Origin of the sequence: Pseudomonas sp. B21-012 (genome assembly GCF_024749305.1) — a bacterium.
Classification (GTDB): Bacteria; Pseudomonadota; Gammaproteobacteria; order Pseudomonadales; family Pseudomonadaceae; genus Aquipseudomonas.
In genome coordinates this window covers 2,330,594-2,344,085 of sequence record NZ_CP087197.1, presented here as the reverse complement: position 1 = coordinate 2,344,085, position 13,492 = coordinate 2,330,594, and the positions used below count along the sequence as shown (strand labels likewise).

At 66.0% G+C, this 13,492-nt stretch carries 16 protein-coding genes; 7 read left to right on the top strand and 9 right to left on the bottom strand.

Annotated features, from left to right (window positions below; genetic code table 11):
- Window positions 1-35 precede the first annotated feature (35 nt).
- Together LOY37_RS10785 and LOY37_RS10780 are read right to left on the bottom strand one after the other, a co-directional pair.
- A complete protein-coding gene (locus tag LOY37_RS10785) occupies window positions 36-491 on the bottom strand; it encodes a GNAT family N-acetyltransferase (RefSeq protein WP_258716846.1) in 456 nt (151 codons plus the stop codon).
- A gap of 55 nt (window positions 492-546) precedes the next feature.
- A complete protein-coding gene (locus LOY37_RS10780) occupies window positions 547-1,935 on the bottom strand; it encodes an MFS transporter (protein ID WP_408980726.1) in 1,389 nt (462 codons plus the stop codon).
- Between the two features lie 123 nt (window positions 1,936-2,058).
- Here LOY37_RS10780 and LOY37_RS10775 point away from each other — a divergent pair, with 123 nt between their 5' ends.
- Together LOY37_RS10775 and LOY37_RS10770 are read left to right on the top strand one after the other, a co-directional pair.
- Window positions 2,059-2,955 carry a LysR family transcriptional regulator gene (locus LOY37_RS10775; protein ID WP_045201281.1) on the top strand — a complete coding sequence of 299 codons (897 nt, stop codon included), beginning with the start codon at window positions 2,059-2,061 and terminating at the stop codon, window positions 2,953-2,955.
- 153 nt (window positions 2,956-3,108) lie between these two features.
- Window positions 3,109-4,344, top strand: coding sequence for a DUF1835 domain-containing protein (locus tag LOY37_RS10770; RefSeq protein WP_258716845.1), 1,236 nt, complete (start codon window positions 3,109-3,111; stop codon window positions 4,342-4,344).
- Window positions 4,345-4,356: 12 nt separating this feature from the next.
- Here LOY37_RS10770 and LOY37_RS10765 read toward each other — a convergent pair whose 3' ends face one another.
- Together LOY37_RS10765 and LOY37_RS10760 are read right to left on the bottom strand one after the other, a co-directional pair.
- Window positions 4,357-4,749, bottom strand: coding sequence for a cupin domain-containing protein (locus LOY37_RS10765; RefSeq protein WP_258716844.1), 393 nt, complete (start codon window positions 4,747-4,749; stop codon window positions 4,357-4,359).
- Between the two features lie 22 nt (window positions 4,750-4,771).
- Entirely contained in the window at window positions 4,772-5,527 is a 756-nt protein-coding gene (locus LOY37_RS10760) for an SDR family oxidoreductase (protein ID WP_258716843.1), read from the bottom strand.
- Window positions 5,528-5,678: 151 nt separating this feature from the next.
- Here LOY37_RS10760 and LOY37_RS10755 point away from each other — a divergent pair, with 151 nt between their 5' ends.
- The 3 genes from LOY37_RS10755 (at window position 5,679) to LOY37_RS10745 (ending at window position 6,687) form a co-directional block, all read left to right on the top strand.
- A complete protein-coding gene (locus LOY37_RS10755; protein ID WP_038994655.1) occupies window positions 5,679-6,014 on the top strand; it encodes a hypothetical protein in 336 nt (111 codons plus the stop codon).
- Window positions 6,015-6,189: 175 nt separating this feature from the next.
- Complete coding sequence (locus LOY37_RS10750) at window positions 6,190-6,501, top strand: hypothetical protein (RefSeq protein ID WP_093384338.1); 312 nt, start codon at window positions 6,190-6,192, stop codon at window positions 6,499-6,501.
- A 3-nt stretch (window positions 6,502-6,504) separates the two neighbouring features.
- Window positions 6,505-6,687 carry a DUF1289 domain-containing protein gene (locus LOY37_RS10745; protein ID WP_045201277.1) on the top strand — a complete coding sequence of 61 codons (183 nt, stop codon included), beginning with the start codon at window positions 6,505-6,507 and terminating at the stop codon, window positions 6,685-6,687.
- A gap of 135 nt (window positions 6,688-6,822) precedes the next feature.
- Here the strand turns inward: LOY37_RS10745 and LOY37_RS10735 are convergent, their stop codons facing one another.
- Genes LOY37_RS10735 through LOY37_RS10725 form a run of 3 tightly spaced genes read right to left on the bottom strand, consistent with a single transcriptional unit; the run spans window position 6,823 to window position 10,220 of the window.
- Window positions 6,823-7,917, bottom strand: a complete 1,095-nt coding sequence (locus tag LOY37_RS10735; protein ID WP_258716842.1) for a carboxylate-amine ligase — start codon at window positions 7,915-7,917, stop codon at window positions 6,823-6,825.
- On the bottom strand, window positions 7,914-8,864 hold the full coding sequence (locus LOY37_RS10730; RefSeq protein ID WP_258610363.1) for a class I SAM-dependent methyltransferase: 951 nt from the start codon (window positions 8,862-8,864) through the stop codon (window positions 7,914-7,916). Before LOY37_RS10730 ends, LOY37_RS10735 begins: the two co-directional genes overlap by 4 nt.
- Before the next feature lie 12 nt (window positions 8,865-8,876).
- Entirely contained in the window at window positions 8,877-10,220 is a 1,344-nt protein-coding gene (locus tag LOY37_RS10725; protein WP_408980712.1) for an iron-containing redox enzyme family protein, read from the bottom strand.
- 158 nt (window positions 10,221-10,378) lie between these two features.
- Between LOY37_RS10725 and LOY37_RS10720 the strand changes: the two genes are divergently transcribed.
- Window positions 10,379-11,101, top strand: coding sequence for a GNAT family N-acetyltransferase (locus tag LOY37_RS10720; RefSeq protein WP_258716841.1), 723 nt, complete (start codon window positions 10,379-10,381; stop codon window positions 11,099-11,101).
- Here LOY37_RS10720 and LOY37_RS10715 read toward each other — a convergent pair.
- The gene (locus tag LOY37_RS10715) at window positions 11,098-11,985 is read right to left on the bottom strand and encodes a LysR family transcriptional regulator (protein WP_258716840.1); all 888 of its coding nucleotides are present in this window, start codon (window positions 11,983-11,985) and stop codon (window positions 11,098-11,100) included. The genes LOY37_RS10720 and LOY37_RS10715 overlap by 4 nt on opposite strands.
- 111 nt (window positions 11,986-12,096) lie before the next feature.
- On the opposite strand from LOY37_RS10715, the gene argC reads away from it, so the two are divergent.
- A complete protein-coding gene (gene argC, locus LOY37_RS10710; RefSeq protein ID WP_123567580.1) occupies window positions 12,097-13,029 on the top strand; it encodes an N-acetyl-gamma-glutamyl-phosphate reductase in 933 nt (310 codons plus the stop codon).
- Window positions 13,030-13,068: 39 nt separating this feature from the next.
- On the opposite strand, the gene LOY37_RS10705 is transcribed toward argC, so the two are convergent.
- On the bottom strand, window positions 13,069-13,410 hold the full coding sequence (locus tag LOY37_RS10705; protein WP_230090842.1) for an SH3 domain-containing protein: 342 nt from the start codon (window positions 13,408-13,410) through the stop codon (window positions 13,069-13,071).
- Between the last annotated feature and the right edge of the window lie 82 nt (window positions 13,411-13,492).

The following is a 13,492-nucleotide window of genomic DNA, read 5'->3' as shown; positions in this document are numbered from 1 at the left end:
AATATGTCAAATGATATTCGACGACAACCCCGTGCTCAACGCGGCACAGCGCGCTCCATGACGATGATCCGCTCCTCCCCCTCCATCACCTCGCGGACCTTGGCGTAGCCGAGCCGGGCATAAAACCCCTCTGCAGTGATTGATGACGGCACCCGCAGCACCATCTGCCCCGCTTGCCGGGCCAGGTTTTCAAGCGCCTGCATCAGCGCGCGACCCACGCCGGTGCCCTGCACCCCTGGCGCCACAAACACGCTGCGCAGCACATTGCCTTGCAGGCTGGCAGTGGCAACCAACTGCTGGTCGAGCAGCGCCACCAGCACCTGGCGCTGCTCAAGCAAGGCCAGTATTCGCTCTGCAGTAAAGCTCTGCTCGACCTGGGCGATCAGCGCCGCCGAATAATCGGCGGCGTTGGTCTGCTGCAAGGACTGGATGATCACCTTGCTGATGGCGCTGGCGTCGGCGGGCGTGGCGGGGCGAATGTGCAGGGGCATCGGCTCGTTCCGTGAGTCAGGGTCGGGACGCCAGTGTGCCGTGTGTCAAAGCCGGCTAACAGCCTTGAGCCTCTGTTGAAGTGCTGCGAACCTTGCCAGGCAACGCCAGGGCGATCAGCACACCCAATAGCGCAATCCCGCCGCTGACCAGTACTGCACGCTGCAAACCCAGCGCGTAACCTTGCTGCCAGGCTGCGCCGCTCAAGCCGTCGAGCCCCTGGTTGGCCAACCCCACCAGCAGCGCCAGGCCCAACGCCCCGCCAATCTGCTGGACGGTAGACGCCATCCCTGACGCCACGCCTTGCTCGGCCGCCGCAACCCCCTGCCCGGCGCACACCCACATGGCCGTCCAGGTCATGCCCTGGCCGATGCTGAGCAAGGCAATCGGCGCCAGCAGGCGGGCAAAAGCGCCATCCCCGGGCAACATCCAGCCGAGCCAGAGGATACCCAGGCCGCCGGCCAGCAAGCCGATAATCAAGGTGCTGCGCAAACCCAGGCGGGCCAGCGCCCGTTCGGCAATGCCGATGCCCAGGGTGCACACCAGGGTCGCCGGCAAAAACGCCAGGCCGCTGGCAAGCACGCTGTAGCCGTAGACCTGCTGGAAGTACAAGGCCAGGAAGTAGTACTGCACGCTGAAGCTGGCCATGAACACTGCGGTCAGGCCCATGGCCGCGCGAAGGCCCGGGGTGCGCAGCAGGCGCAGCGGCATCAACGGGTCGCGGCTGCGGGTTTCGATCACCACAAACACCGCCAGGCAGATGAGTGCGGCCGCCAGCACGGTCCAGAACAGCGGCCGTTGCCAGCCCCAGCTCGGCCCTTCGATCAGCGCCAGCACCAGCAGGCTGCCGCCGAGGGTGATGGTCAGGGCACCGGCCAGATCAAACGAGCGCCCCTGGGCCCGTGGCGGGTCGATCGGAATCCAGTAGCCGGCGGCCCAGGCGCAAGCCCCCGCCAGCGGCACGTTGACCAGAAATACCGCCTGCCAGCCCAGCCACTGGGTGAGGATGCCGCCGAGCAAGGCGCCGAGGGCCAGGCCCGCGGCCGAAGCGGCGCTCCAGATCGCCAGGGCGCGAGTGCGCGGCGCACCTTCGGCGTACTGGCTGTTGATCAGCGCCAGGGTCGCGGGGAACAGCAAGGCACCCGCCAACCCCTGCAGCGCCCGCGCCAGCACCAGGATCTCGGCCTGATAGGTCAGACCGCCGGCCAGCGAGGCGATGGCGAACAAGCCCTGGCCAAGCCGATACAGGCGCCTGCGGCCGAGCAGGTCGGCGGCGCGTCCGCCAAGCAGCAGGCAGCCGCCAAAGGCCACGCCGAAGGCGCTGATGATCCATTGCAACTGGCGCGGGCCGATGGCCAGGTGCTCGCCAATGGTCGGCAAGGCGACGAAAACGATGGTGTAGTCCAGGGCAATGATCAGTTGGGCGCACGCCAGCAACAGCAGCATCAATGCAGGGTGGCGCGGGGTGGGAGTCGACATGCGGGGCATCCTTGGCAAGAAGGCGCCAGTGTCTTTCATGCGCCAGGCATGATAAATACGCTGCCAGTTCTTTCAGTAATGACTTTAATCATGGATCTGAACACCGTTGCCCTGCTGCTCAAGGTCGCCGAGCTGCGCAGTTTTACCGCCGCAGCCGCCAGCACCGGCTTGACCCAGTCAGGCTTGTCGCGGGCAATCCGCCGTCTGGAAGAGCAACTGGGGGTCAAGCTGCTGCACCGCAACACCCGCAGCGTCAGCCTGAGCGCCGACGGCCTGCTACTGCGCGAGCGTTGCGCCCCCTTGCTGGCCGGCTTCGAGGAAGCCGAGCAGTTGCTGCTCGACCGCCGCTGCGAACCCAGCGGCACCCTGCGCCTGAGCCTGCCCTCGGCCTTTGGCCGGATCGTCATCCTGCCGCTGCTGGGCGAACTGACCCAACGCCATCCCCAACTGGTGGTGGATGCGACCATGACCGATCGCCTGGTCGACCTCGCCGAAGAAGGCTTCGACGCCGCGGTGCGCATCGGCCCGCTCAGCGATGTGCGCCTGGTGGCCCGGCCGCTGGCGCCGATGCACTGGGTGACCGTCGCCTCCCCCGCCTACCTGGCCCGCCACGGCATGCCGCAGACCCTCGAAGACCTGGCCCGGCACAACTGCCTGGTGGTGCATAACCCCTACCTCGGGCGCCGCGTCGACTGGCAGTTCGTCCAGGACGGCAAGCGGGTCGACGTGCAGGTCAGCGGGCAGCTGCTGTTCGATGTCGGCGACCCGCTGATCGATGCCGCGCTGCAGGGTTTCGGCATTGTCCAGGTGATGGATTTCGTCGCCCGCCAGGCCTTGGCCGACGGGCGTCTGGTGCCGGTGCTGGAGCCGTTTTCCGGGCGCTGGCGTGAACTGGCATTGGTCTACCCGCCGTCGCGCCAGCACTCGCCGCGCCTGAAGGTGTTCAGCGACCTGCTGCAGGAGTGCTGGCCGCGCGCCTGGAGCTGACGATTGCCTTTTGCCGGGCGCCGGGCCTATAGTCGCAGCCGGCGTCAACCACGCCACCCGTCCGCGGAAAGGGCTGCGCCCAGGCTGTACACCCCACATTTTTGTCTACGACTCCCGGCCTGACAGCGGACAAGGCTCGCACAAGGAGTTCGTATGCCTGCTCGACTGTCGTCGCCGTCCCATGACGGGCGCATCAATCTTGAACAACAACGCAAACGCGCCAAGGAGCTGTTGCAGCGCCTGCGCAGCGGTACCGCGCCCGAGCAACTGGCGCTACTCGGCCCTGCCTCACCGCGCCTGGCCGATGCCCAGTGGCTGATTGCCCGCGACCTGGGCTTTGCCAGCTGGCCCAAGCTCAAGGCGCATGTCGAGGCCATCGAGTTTGCCGCCCGCCACCCGCAATTTACTGCCGATGACGAAGCCGCCACCCAGCATTGGCGCTGCGGCAACGACATCAGCCACAGCCTGCGCCTGGCCGGCTTTACCGGCGCCTTTCAGATGCTCAGCGACCCGCTGGTGATGGGCCCGGTGCGTGACGTGCCGACAGCGCCTTACCGCGCCCTGCGCAGCGACTACATCAGCCAGGCCTATGGCCTGGAGCTCGCCGAAGTACAGCGCAAGATGGACACCGAATACGCCGACCTGGCCCGCCTCGACGGCTGCCCCAGCGCGGTGCTCTGGTGCGAGGCGGATGCCTATGACCAGCTGTTCTTGATCCGCGTGCTGGCCGGCTTGGCCAAGCCGCCGCAGCGCCTGGAGCTGATCGAGATTGACAGAATGCCCGGGGTCGAGCGGTTTATCGGAATCGGCCAATTAGCCCCGGACGTATTGGCCTGGTTGTGGCCGCAGCGCCGGGCAGTGGATGGGCCCATGCTGCAACTGGCGCGCGAGGCCTGGGCAGCGTATTGCGCCCCCTCGCCACTGGCCTGGGCACAGTTGGCCCATCGCCAGGACCTGGCCCTGCCCTTGCTCGCCCCGGCGCTGCTACGCCAGTTGCAGGAACTGCCGGGCGTGGACGACGGCCTGTCGCTGAGCGAACGCCTGGCGCTGCAGATCATCAACGAGTTCGGCGAGGTGCCGTTCGGCCGGGTGTTTGCCGAACTGATGGGCAAGCGCGAGCCACTGCCTTACCTGGGCGACATGATGTTCCATGCCCTGCTGCGCCCGCTGATCGATTCGCCGACGCCGCTGCTCATCCAGGCGCAGGCCGAGCTGGACTGGCCGCGCCGGCCCCTGAGCCTCACCCCGCTGGGCGAGCAGGTGCTGGCGGGCCAGGCCAACTGGCTTGAGCAGCAGGCCCCCGAGCGCTGGGTCGGTGGTGTGCGCCTGCTGCCCGGGCAAGGGCATTGGGCGCTGGGCAGCGACCTGTGGCCGGTGTGGCGCGGGTAAAACCCCTGAAGATTACTCTGCCGGCAGCAGTGCCGGCTTCTTCGCCTCTTTGAGCAAAAACACCACGAACTTCGCCGGTTTGTCCTGGCTGGCGTTGCGCCCGACGCTGTGGATGTCGGCCGGGCCTTCATAGAAGCTCTGCCCGGGAGTCAAGGTGACCTCCTTGCCGCCCTTCACCCCCATGATCACCGAACCTTCAAGCACATAGATAAAACCATGGGCATCGTGACGGTGCACCGGGTCGGCGCCGCCCGGCGGGTACTGCACTTGCAGGATCAACACTTCCTTGCCCGGGTAGTCGGGCAATGCCTGGGTCATCACCGGGGTGACGCTGGGCGGTGGCGGTGTATCGGCCTGGGCCACGCCCACTATCGGTACCAGCACGAGCAAGAATGGAAGGCGCATGTCACTCTCCAGTTCAACGGCATCAGCGTTGCACGGCGGTGGTTTTCAACCAGGTCTGAAAGTGCAGCGAGCCAAGGATCGCACCTTCATCCGGGGTCAGTGAACGGTCGTCGATCGGCGCCCCGAAATAGGTGGCCTCGGGGTCGGCTATCACCTCGCGGGCATCTTGATTGTGCTGCAGGTAGCTGCGCACGAAATCAGCCAGCGGCAGGCGATCAGGGCCGGCGATTTCGAGAGTGCGGTTGGCCGGCGCCTGCTCGGCAAGGTTGGCCAGGGCCAGGGCCACGTCGGATGAGGCCACTGGCTGCAGCGCGGCGTTGGTCAGGCGCACGCGGTTGCCGTCGGCACCGGAATAAGCGATGGCGCCCATGAACTCGAAAAATTGCGTAGCGCGCAGGATGGTATAGGGCCTGCCTGAGGCCTTGATCAGCTCTTCCTGGGCCAGCTTGGCGCGAAAGTAGCCACTGTCCTGCATGCGCTCGGTGCCCACCACCGAGAGGGCGATGTGGTGACGCACCTCGGCCTTGTGTTCGGCGGCCAGCAGGTTGCGCCCGGAGCTCTGGAAAAACGCCAGCACGGCAGCGTCGTCAAAGGACGGCGAGTTGGCCACATCGACCACTACATCGGTGCCCTGCAGCGCTTGCTCCAGGCCTTCGCCGGTGAGGGTATCGACGCCAGTCTTGGGCGAGGCGGCGAGCACCTTGTGGCCGTTGGCCCGCAGGTTGTTGCACAACTGGGTGCCGATCAGGCCGGTACCACCGATCACGACGATTTTCATGGCTGCTGCTCCGCGGGAGGGTCGCAACCCCGTATTTTACGCCGGGTAGCGGTAGGCCGCGCGCCAGCAGACGAGCGTGATCCTGGCTGATCCGGTAAAGTATGCGCCGCTCGAGAGATGGATCCCGGGCCAATTGTCATGGAGTTATGCAGTGAAAAACCTGAGCAAAGTTGTCGCCTGCGGCCTGTTCGTCCTGGCCCTGGCAGGTTGCACCGGCACCCCGATGAAAACCCAGCACTACAACGCCGACCAGTACACCGTGATCGGCCACAGCGAAGCCAGCGCCACCGGTCTGCTGGTACTGGGCGTCATTCCAGTGCGTCAGAACAGCCGCTTCGTGCGCGCCCAGAATGCCGCGATCAAGGCCAAGGGCGGCGACGCGATGATCAACACCCAGGTCCAGGAAAACTGGTTCTGGGCCTGGGTACTGACCGGCTACACCACCCGTGTCTCGGGTGATGTGGTCAAGCTGCACAACGTTCAATAGGCCCCGCAGCCACCGGTGTAGGAGCGTGCCTGAACCACGACCGCTTCGCGCTCGATCGCGGGGCAAGCCCGCTCCCACAGGATTGGCGCAAGACCCGGCACCGCTGCGCCCAGTTCCGGGTGGCGCGCTCAGATAGCGTATGATCGCCTCTCCTCCCGCAAAGACCCTTACCGCCATGCCACTGAGCAAACGCGAACAGGCGCAGCTTGACCGCCGTCTGGTCGCCACCCTGACCGAAGCCTGCGAGACCGCCAAGGCCGAAATCGTCGGTTTTGCCTGGCTCACCCACCTGGTCGATTACACACGCTTCCCTTCCAGTTTGCAGGTGATCTGGGTTTTCGAAACCCGGGCTGCCAAGGAACACGCCCTGGCCAGCGGACAAGGTGAGCGGATGATCGAGCTGACGGCCTTGGCTTTGCAAGAAGCCGACGTCGAATTGCATCCGCTCGCACCTCACGTGCAGTTCGACATCGAACAGCGCGGCTGACACATGGCCAAGGACATCGAAAATCCCTGCATCGCCGTGTGCCAGTTGAGCGGCGACCTGTGCCTGAGCTGCGGCCGCAGCAAGGACGACATCCGCAAATGGAAGCGCATGAAACGCCCGGAAAAAATGGCTGCCGTGCAGCGCGCCAAGCAGCGGATGAAAAGCCTGAAAAAAGCCAAGGGCTAGCGTTTCAGCCAGCCGCATCCTGAATCAGGAAATCAATAAAGGCCCGCACCCGCAGCGGCACATGCCGGGCGTGGGGGTAGAGCGAAATGAACGGCCGAGCGTCGGTGCGACGCCTCGACTTGACCCGCGATGGCGTCAACACGATTTGACCTCTTGCAACAACCCCTGCACCACCGCCAACATCCCCTGCTGCGCCATCGCCAATTGCCGGTCGGCACTGCTCCCCTGAGCAACAATCACCTGCGCCCGGGCAAAGCTGCGATCACCGTCAACCCCCTGCAGCGCATCGGCAAACACCGCTTGCGCCCGCGCCAGCCACTGCCCGGCGCTGCCCTGCCCTTCATCCTCCAGGCAAATGAACTGCCCATGGCGGCCATGGCGCATGGCCCGCCAGTAGTTCTCCCGGGCAAGCCAGTGGGCTTCGCGGCTCAGGTGCACGGTGGTACGTGGTTGCGCCAGATAATGCTCGACCATGCAGCGAAACAACCCGGCTATGCACAGCGCATCTTCAAGGTTCGGGCAAGCATCAGCGATGCGCAGCTCCACCGTCGGAAAGCGCCGCGACGGGCGGATCGCCCACCAGCCGTCATCACCCTCGCGCAACGAACCGGTGCGTCGCAACAAGGCCAGGTAGCGCTGGTATCCCTGCCAGTCGCTCAAGCGTTCCGGCAGGCCCATGTGCGGCCATTCCCCGCAGGCTACCTGGCGATAGCTCATGTAGCCGGTCACCTGGCCTTCCCAGAACGGCGATGAAGTACTGAGCAGCAATAGCAGCGGCAACCAGGGTAGCAACTGGTTGATCAGCTGGATGCGGTCGTGCCCGGGCGGCACCCCGACGTGCACATGCAGGCCGCACAACAGGCTGCGCCGGGCCACCTGCTGGTAGTCGGCGAACAACTGGCGAAAGTGTTCGTCGTCAGCAGGCTGCTGCTTGCGCCAGCCGCCCAGGGGATGACTGCCGGCGCTCAACAGGCCGATGCCTTCCTCGGCCAGTACCTGTGCCAGTTGCATGCGACTGCCGGCGAGAAACTCCCGGGCCTGGGCCAGGCTGCTGAACACTGGCGATGCCACCTCGATCTGGCCCTTGAACATCTCCTGGGCAAAGTGTGCGCCAAGCACCTGGCGGCACAGGTCGATCTGCGCCGCCGACGGCGCGGCGAGCATGTGCCCGCTGGCCAGCTCGACCAGCAGGTATTCTTCCTCGATGCCAAAGCCGCAGGGGCTGTTCATCGGCGGGTGACGCTCAAGGCCACTGCGCCGATGCGTTCGACCTGCTGGTAACCGGGCTCGAGCAGTTGTTCGCCGAACACGTCGGGGTCCAGTTCATGGTAGTGCCAGGCCCAGTCGGCGGACGCCAAAGGCGCTTGCAAAGCTGCCAGGAACGGGTCGCGACCCTCAACCATGGCCACCCCGGTGTACAGCAGCAAGGTGCCGCCCGGCGCCAGGCGTGGCAGTGCTTGTTCAACGATCCGCAACGACAGCCCGGCGCCCAGGGCGCCGCCACCATGCCGGTAGGCGCGCTCACTGGCGTCGAGCATGTACGGTGGGTTGGCGACAATCAGGTCGAAGCTGCCGCTGATGCCCTGGAGCACATCGCTGTGCTCGACCGAGACGTTGGCCAGCTCCGCCAGGGCGACGTTGATAGCGGTCAGGCGCAGGGCCTGCGGGTTGATGTCCACGGCGCTGACCTGTGCATGCCGGCGGGCGCGGGCGATCAGCACCGCGCCGACCCCGGCACCGCAACCGATATCCACGGCGTGGTTGATGCTGGCGAAACTCTGCTGCAGGTGGGCTTCGATCAACTGGGCAAAGCGATAGCTGTCCGGGCCGAAAAACACCGCGTCCGTGCTGTCGGTGGGAAAACCGGAATGAACGAAGAGCAAATCATGCAGGCTCGACCAGCGTACCCGGCTGCGCAGCAGCTGTTCATGCTCGTCGAGGATCTGCGCCCGTTGCAGCTGCGCCAGCTCGTCCGCTGACAGCAGCGCGGGCGCAAAGGGCCGGTTCCAGCCGAAAATATCGCGCAGGGTATGAGACTGTTCTGCACCCTCACGCTGGTTATTGCGCCACTGGGTCAAGGGCGTGACGCTGGTAAAGCGATAGCCATCGGCCAGCAGCCGCCGCCCCAGTTGCAGCAAGGCCTGATCGGCCTGGCGTTGCGCCTCGGTCAATTGCATGGTCAGCCTCCGTTACTGATTGAGCCCAGTCATCTGTGCGTATTTGCGCGTCGCCGCCAGGCCCTGGGGCAAGGCGTGGCGAGCACCCGCCATTTCGCCGAGCAGGTAGGCAATCCGCGCCTGCGGCGGCAGGTCATGGAGCTCGCGCTCAAGCGCGCTCACCAGCGCCTCGTCGTGCATCGACACCTCGGCCTTGGCCGGCCCGTGACGAGGGCGGCGCGGCTGCCAGCTGAGCGCGATCCAGTCATGCAGCAGCTGTTTTTCATAGGGGCTGAAGACGCCGAACATCGCTGCTGCCGGGCCGTCGATCAGTTGCCAGAAACGGCTGTCGGCCGGGTCCTGGCCGCGTTTGATCCAGCCCTTTTCCTGCAGGGCGGCGAGAAACCCCGCAATGCTGCCGGGCTCGGCCAGCCACTGGTTGACCGTGCGTCCTTCGATACGGCAGTAATCGGAATGCATGTGCTGGCCAAAACTGCGCTTGCGCTCGAAGGCGACCAGCAGCTCGGCTTCGAGGTCAAACTCGGCAATGATCGTCGCTGAGCCCGGGCCCAGGTCGTTGAGCCGATAGCCTCGCGCCACCCGCCGATAGAACTCGCTGGCACCCTGCGCCGGCCACAGTTGCATCAGTGCCTGCACCGCCTTGCAGGCGTGGCCGCTGCTGGCGTTGTCGATGGTCACGTGCAGGCGAAAGTACTGCGGGTCGATGCCCAGTTCGTCCAGCTCGTAAGCGCTGATCAGCAAATGCAGGGGCAGTTGCTCATAGCCCAGGTTGTAGCCGATCACTTCGGGCAGGAACGCCTCGGTGTTGAAGCCCAGCGCCAGTTGCAGCGCACCTTGCAGGTAGCGGTCGTCGCCCAGCGGCAGCGGCTCATGGCAGCCCAGTTCGCTGAGCAGGCGCCGGTAGATCAGCACATGGTTGCAGGCCGGGTCGCCATCACCGAGCTCTTCCAGGTAGATGCGGATCAGCCCGTGGTAGCGCGGGTCGGCCCAGTGCCTGAGCATGCCGAACAGCCAGGCACCATCCACCGCCTTGGTCGGGACGACGTGCTGGAGAAAATACAGCGCATGGGCGCGGTTGCTGAAGTAACGCCGGGCAGCGCCGGCTTTGCGCTCGGCCAGGTACTGGGCGTATTGCCCGGCCACGGCAGCAGCGCGCTCGGCGGTCCATTGGCCGAGTTCGACGGGGTTGGCCGGCAGTTCATCAGGCAAGGCCTCAGCCTGTTGCAATTGCTCGCCGAGCCAGGCGGCGCTGTCGCTCAGCTCGCCCTGCAACAGAGCGTGATAACGCGCTGCATGGCCTGCTCGGCTATCGATGACATGCGGGTCAAGCACGGGTGCGGCGGTCATCACGGTCATGGCGGCAGCCTTCGGCAGTCGGGCGAGAAGTGCCCTCTATGCAAGGGAGCGGTGCGCCGCAACTGAAGTTCAGATCATCTGCGCGGCGAAGGGACGGATGGCAGGCCGGCGCGGTAGAATCGCGCCATTGCCGTTTTTGCCTGGAGTCACCCCTGCCGATGCCCGCCCTCCACCACTTCGTCGCGCCGCCCGCCGAGCCGATCAAAAGCCAGATCCTGCAGATGGTGGTCGACTACCTGACCGACATCAGCAGCGTCGCCCTGGCGCCGAGCAACCCGCTGTACAGCCTGTACCAGTACGGCATCGGCTTCGAAGTGCACCTGTACCTGCAGGCCATGGACGGCTCGCGCGGCATCCCGGTCGAACTGATCGTGGCCCTGGACCTCGACGACCCGGAGCAGGTGGTGGGCTTTTTGCTGTACCTGCCGCTCAAGGATGACCCGCAGGCCTGTTCTGTGGCCTACCTGGCCGTACACGCCAGCCACCGCCGCCAGGGGATTGCCCGCGCCATGCTGGCACAGATGACCGCGCGCTACCCGCAGGCCGAGCTCGGCTGCGTCGCCAGCAAGGTGCCGGTGTTCGAGGCCCTGGGCTTTCAGGTCACCGGCGCGCGCGGCCCACAGGTGTTGATGAACACCCACGCCGAGCCCAGCGCCGGCATGGCGGCGGTGCTCGACGTAGCACCGATCTACCGCACCCTGGAGGTGCAGCAGATCCATAGCTACCTGCTCAAGCAACACGGCAAGCGGGCGATGGTCGATGCCGAGAAACAGCGCGACCGCCACCTCGACCAGCTCAGCCGCAAAGCCCGGGCCCTGGCCCTCGAGCGCCTGGGTCAAGGGCCGTGGCTGGAGGGCGGGCGCGGGCTGCGGCTGGTCTAGTTTTTCACCGCCTGGCTCATCAGCACCTGCAGCACCAAGGCGGTGCCCTGCTCCACCTCGCCCTGGCGGCAGGCGATGCCCAGGTGCCGCCACAGGCCCGGGCGCAACGGGCGCATGCAGATCCGCGGGTCATGCTCCGGCGCTGCCGATTCATGGGGCAGCAAGGTCGCGCCATAGCCCGCCGCCACCAGGCTTTTTACCGCGTCGTTGTAGTTGAGCTGGATTCGCGCTGGCGGCTGCAGGCCGGCGCTGGCAAACCATTCGCTGGTCACCCGCGACAGCTGGGTGCTGCTGTCGTTGAGAATCAGCGCCCGGCTGGCCAGCCACGCCGGGCTGATCCGCGCCGGCGGCAACCAGCTGGCGGGAATGAACGCCATGATCGGATCGCGCCGCCACGGGCGAATCTGCAGGCCCTTGATCGCTGCTTGCGGCAGCGCCACCAGGCCGATGTCGAGGCTGCCGTCGTGCAGGCGCGCCAGCGACTCGCTGGAGGTCAGCACCTGCACCTGCACATCGATGCCAGGGTGCTGCACGCCGAGGATATCCAGCGCCTGCGGCAGCAAATGGGCGATGGCACCGGTGGAAGCGCCCAGGCGCACCCGCCCGGCCAGGCCCTGGACCTGGCGCTGCACATCATCGAGCGCCTGTTCGGCATCGGCCAGCAGGCGCCGGGCGCGTTCGAGCAGGGTTTCACCGATGGCCGTGGGGCGGATCTGCCCGCGCTTGCGCGACAGCAGCGGCGCACCAATGCGCGCCTCGAGGTCGGCAACGTGCAGGCTGACCGTCGGCGGCGCCAGGTTGAGCGCCCGCGCCGCCTGGGCAAAGGAGCCGAGGTCGGCGATCACCACCAGGGTACGCAGCCGGTCGAGGCTGATCTCGCGCATGGGCTTATCGTTCAGAAAAAATGAAGTTGAGCATCATGATATTCAAATTTTCTTTCGTCCAGCCGCAGGTGAAGATGGCTGCACATTTGTCACCTATGTACGAGAGCCCCCATGCACCAGCCCCTGGTTTTTATCGACGGCGACCAAGGCACCACCGGCCTGCAGATCCACGCCCGCCTCAACGCTCGCAGCGACCTGCGCCTGCTGACCCTGCCGGCGGGCGAGCGCAAGAACCTGCACCTGCGCGCCGAAGCCATCAACAGCGCCGACGTGGCGATCCTGTGCCTGCCCGACGACGCCGCCCGTGAAGCGGTGGCGGCCATCGTCAACCCGCAGGTGCGGGTGATCGACGCCAGCTCCGCGCACCGCACCACCCCGGGTTGGGTGTATGGCTTGCCGGAGCTGGACGAAGAGCAGGCCGAGCGCATTGCCCAGGCCAAGCGGGTCAGCAACCCGGGCTGCTACCCGACCGGCGCCATCGCCTTGTTGCGGCCATTGATTGGCGCAGGCCTGGTGCCAGCGGACTATCCGCTGACGGTGAACGCGGTATCGGGCTATTCCGGTGGCGGCCGGGCGGCGGTCGAACGTCATGAAGGGCCCGATGCACACACAGCCCAGGGCGTGCTGGTGTATGGCCTGCACCTGGACCACAAGCATGTGCCGGAGATCCAGCAGCATGCCGGTTTGTCGCAGCGGCCGGTGTTTGTGCCCAGCTATGGCAGCTACCGCCAGGGCATCGTCCTGACCATCGCCCTGCAGACCCGGTTGCTGCCGGCGGGCGTGAGCGCCGCGCGGTTGCAGGCGTGCCTGGCCGAGCATTACCACGGCGCCCGGTATGTACAGGTGGCGCCGCTGCAGTTGGGCGCCTCGGCAGTACAACTGGACCCGCAAGCAGTCAATGACAGCAACGACCTGCGCCTGGCGGTGTTTGCCAATGAAGAGCACGGCCAGGTATTGCTGACGGCAGTGTTCGACAACCTCGGCAAAGGTGCGTCGGGGGCAGCGGTGCAGAACCTGGAGCTGATGCTGGCGGCGATGGGTTGAGGGCCCAATCGCGGCGACCCGACTTGCCCCGCGATAGCTTCACACCACCCGCAACACCTGCAACGGCACCCACCCCGATTCGCTCCCCTTGTTGCACCACACCCAGCCGTTCAACTGCCGCCCACCCACCAGGCAATCGCCCACGTCCACATTCAGTTCCCGGGCGCAATAATCCTCCAGGGCGACACCCTGATCATCGCCCAGCCGCTCGATCACCTGCCCCGGCACCCAGCCGGCCTGCTGCCCGGGTGTACTGCACAAGTACCACTCATCCCAGCCTTCCTCGCCGTCATAGCGCTCGCCGATGTGCAGTGTCGCGCCCCTGGCAAAAGTGATGGGCTCGGGGTACTCACTGCGGTGCGCTTCAATCACCATGAACATCACCAGATTTCACCTCCATTTGAAAAACCACGGCACTGGCGCCATGCTCGGCGGTCTGCCACTTACGCGGATCGCTCAGCAG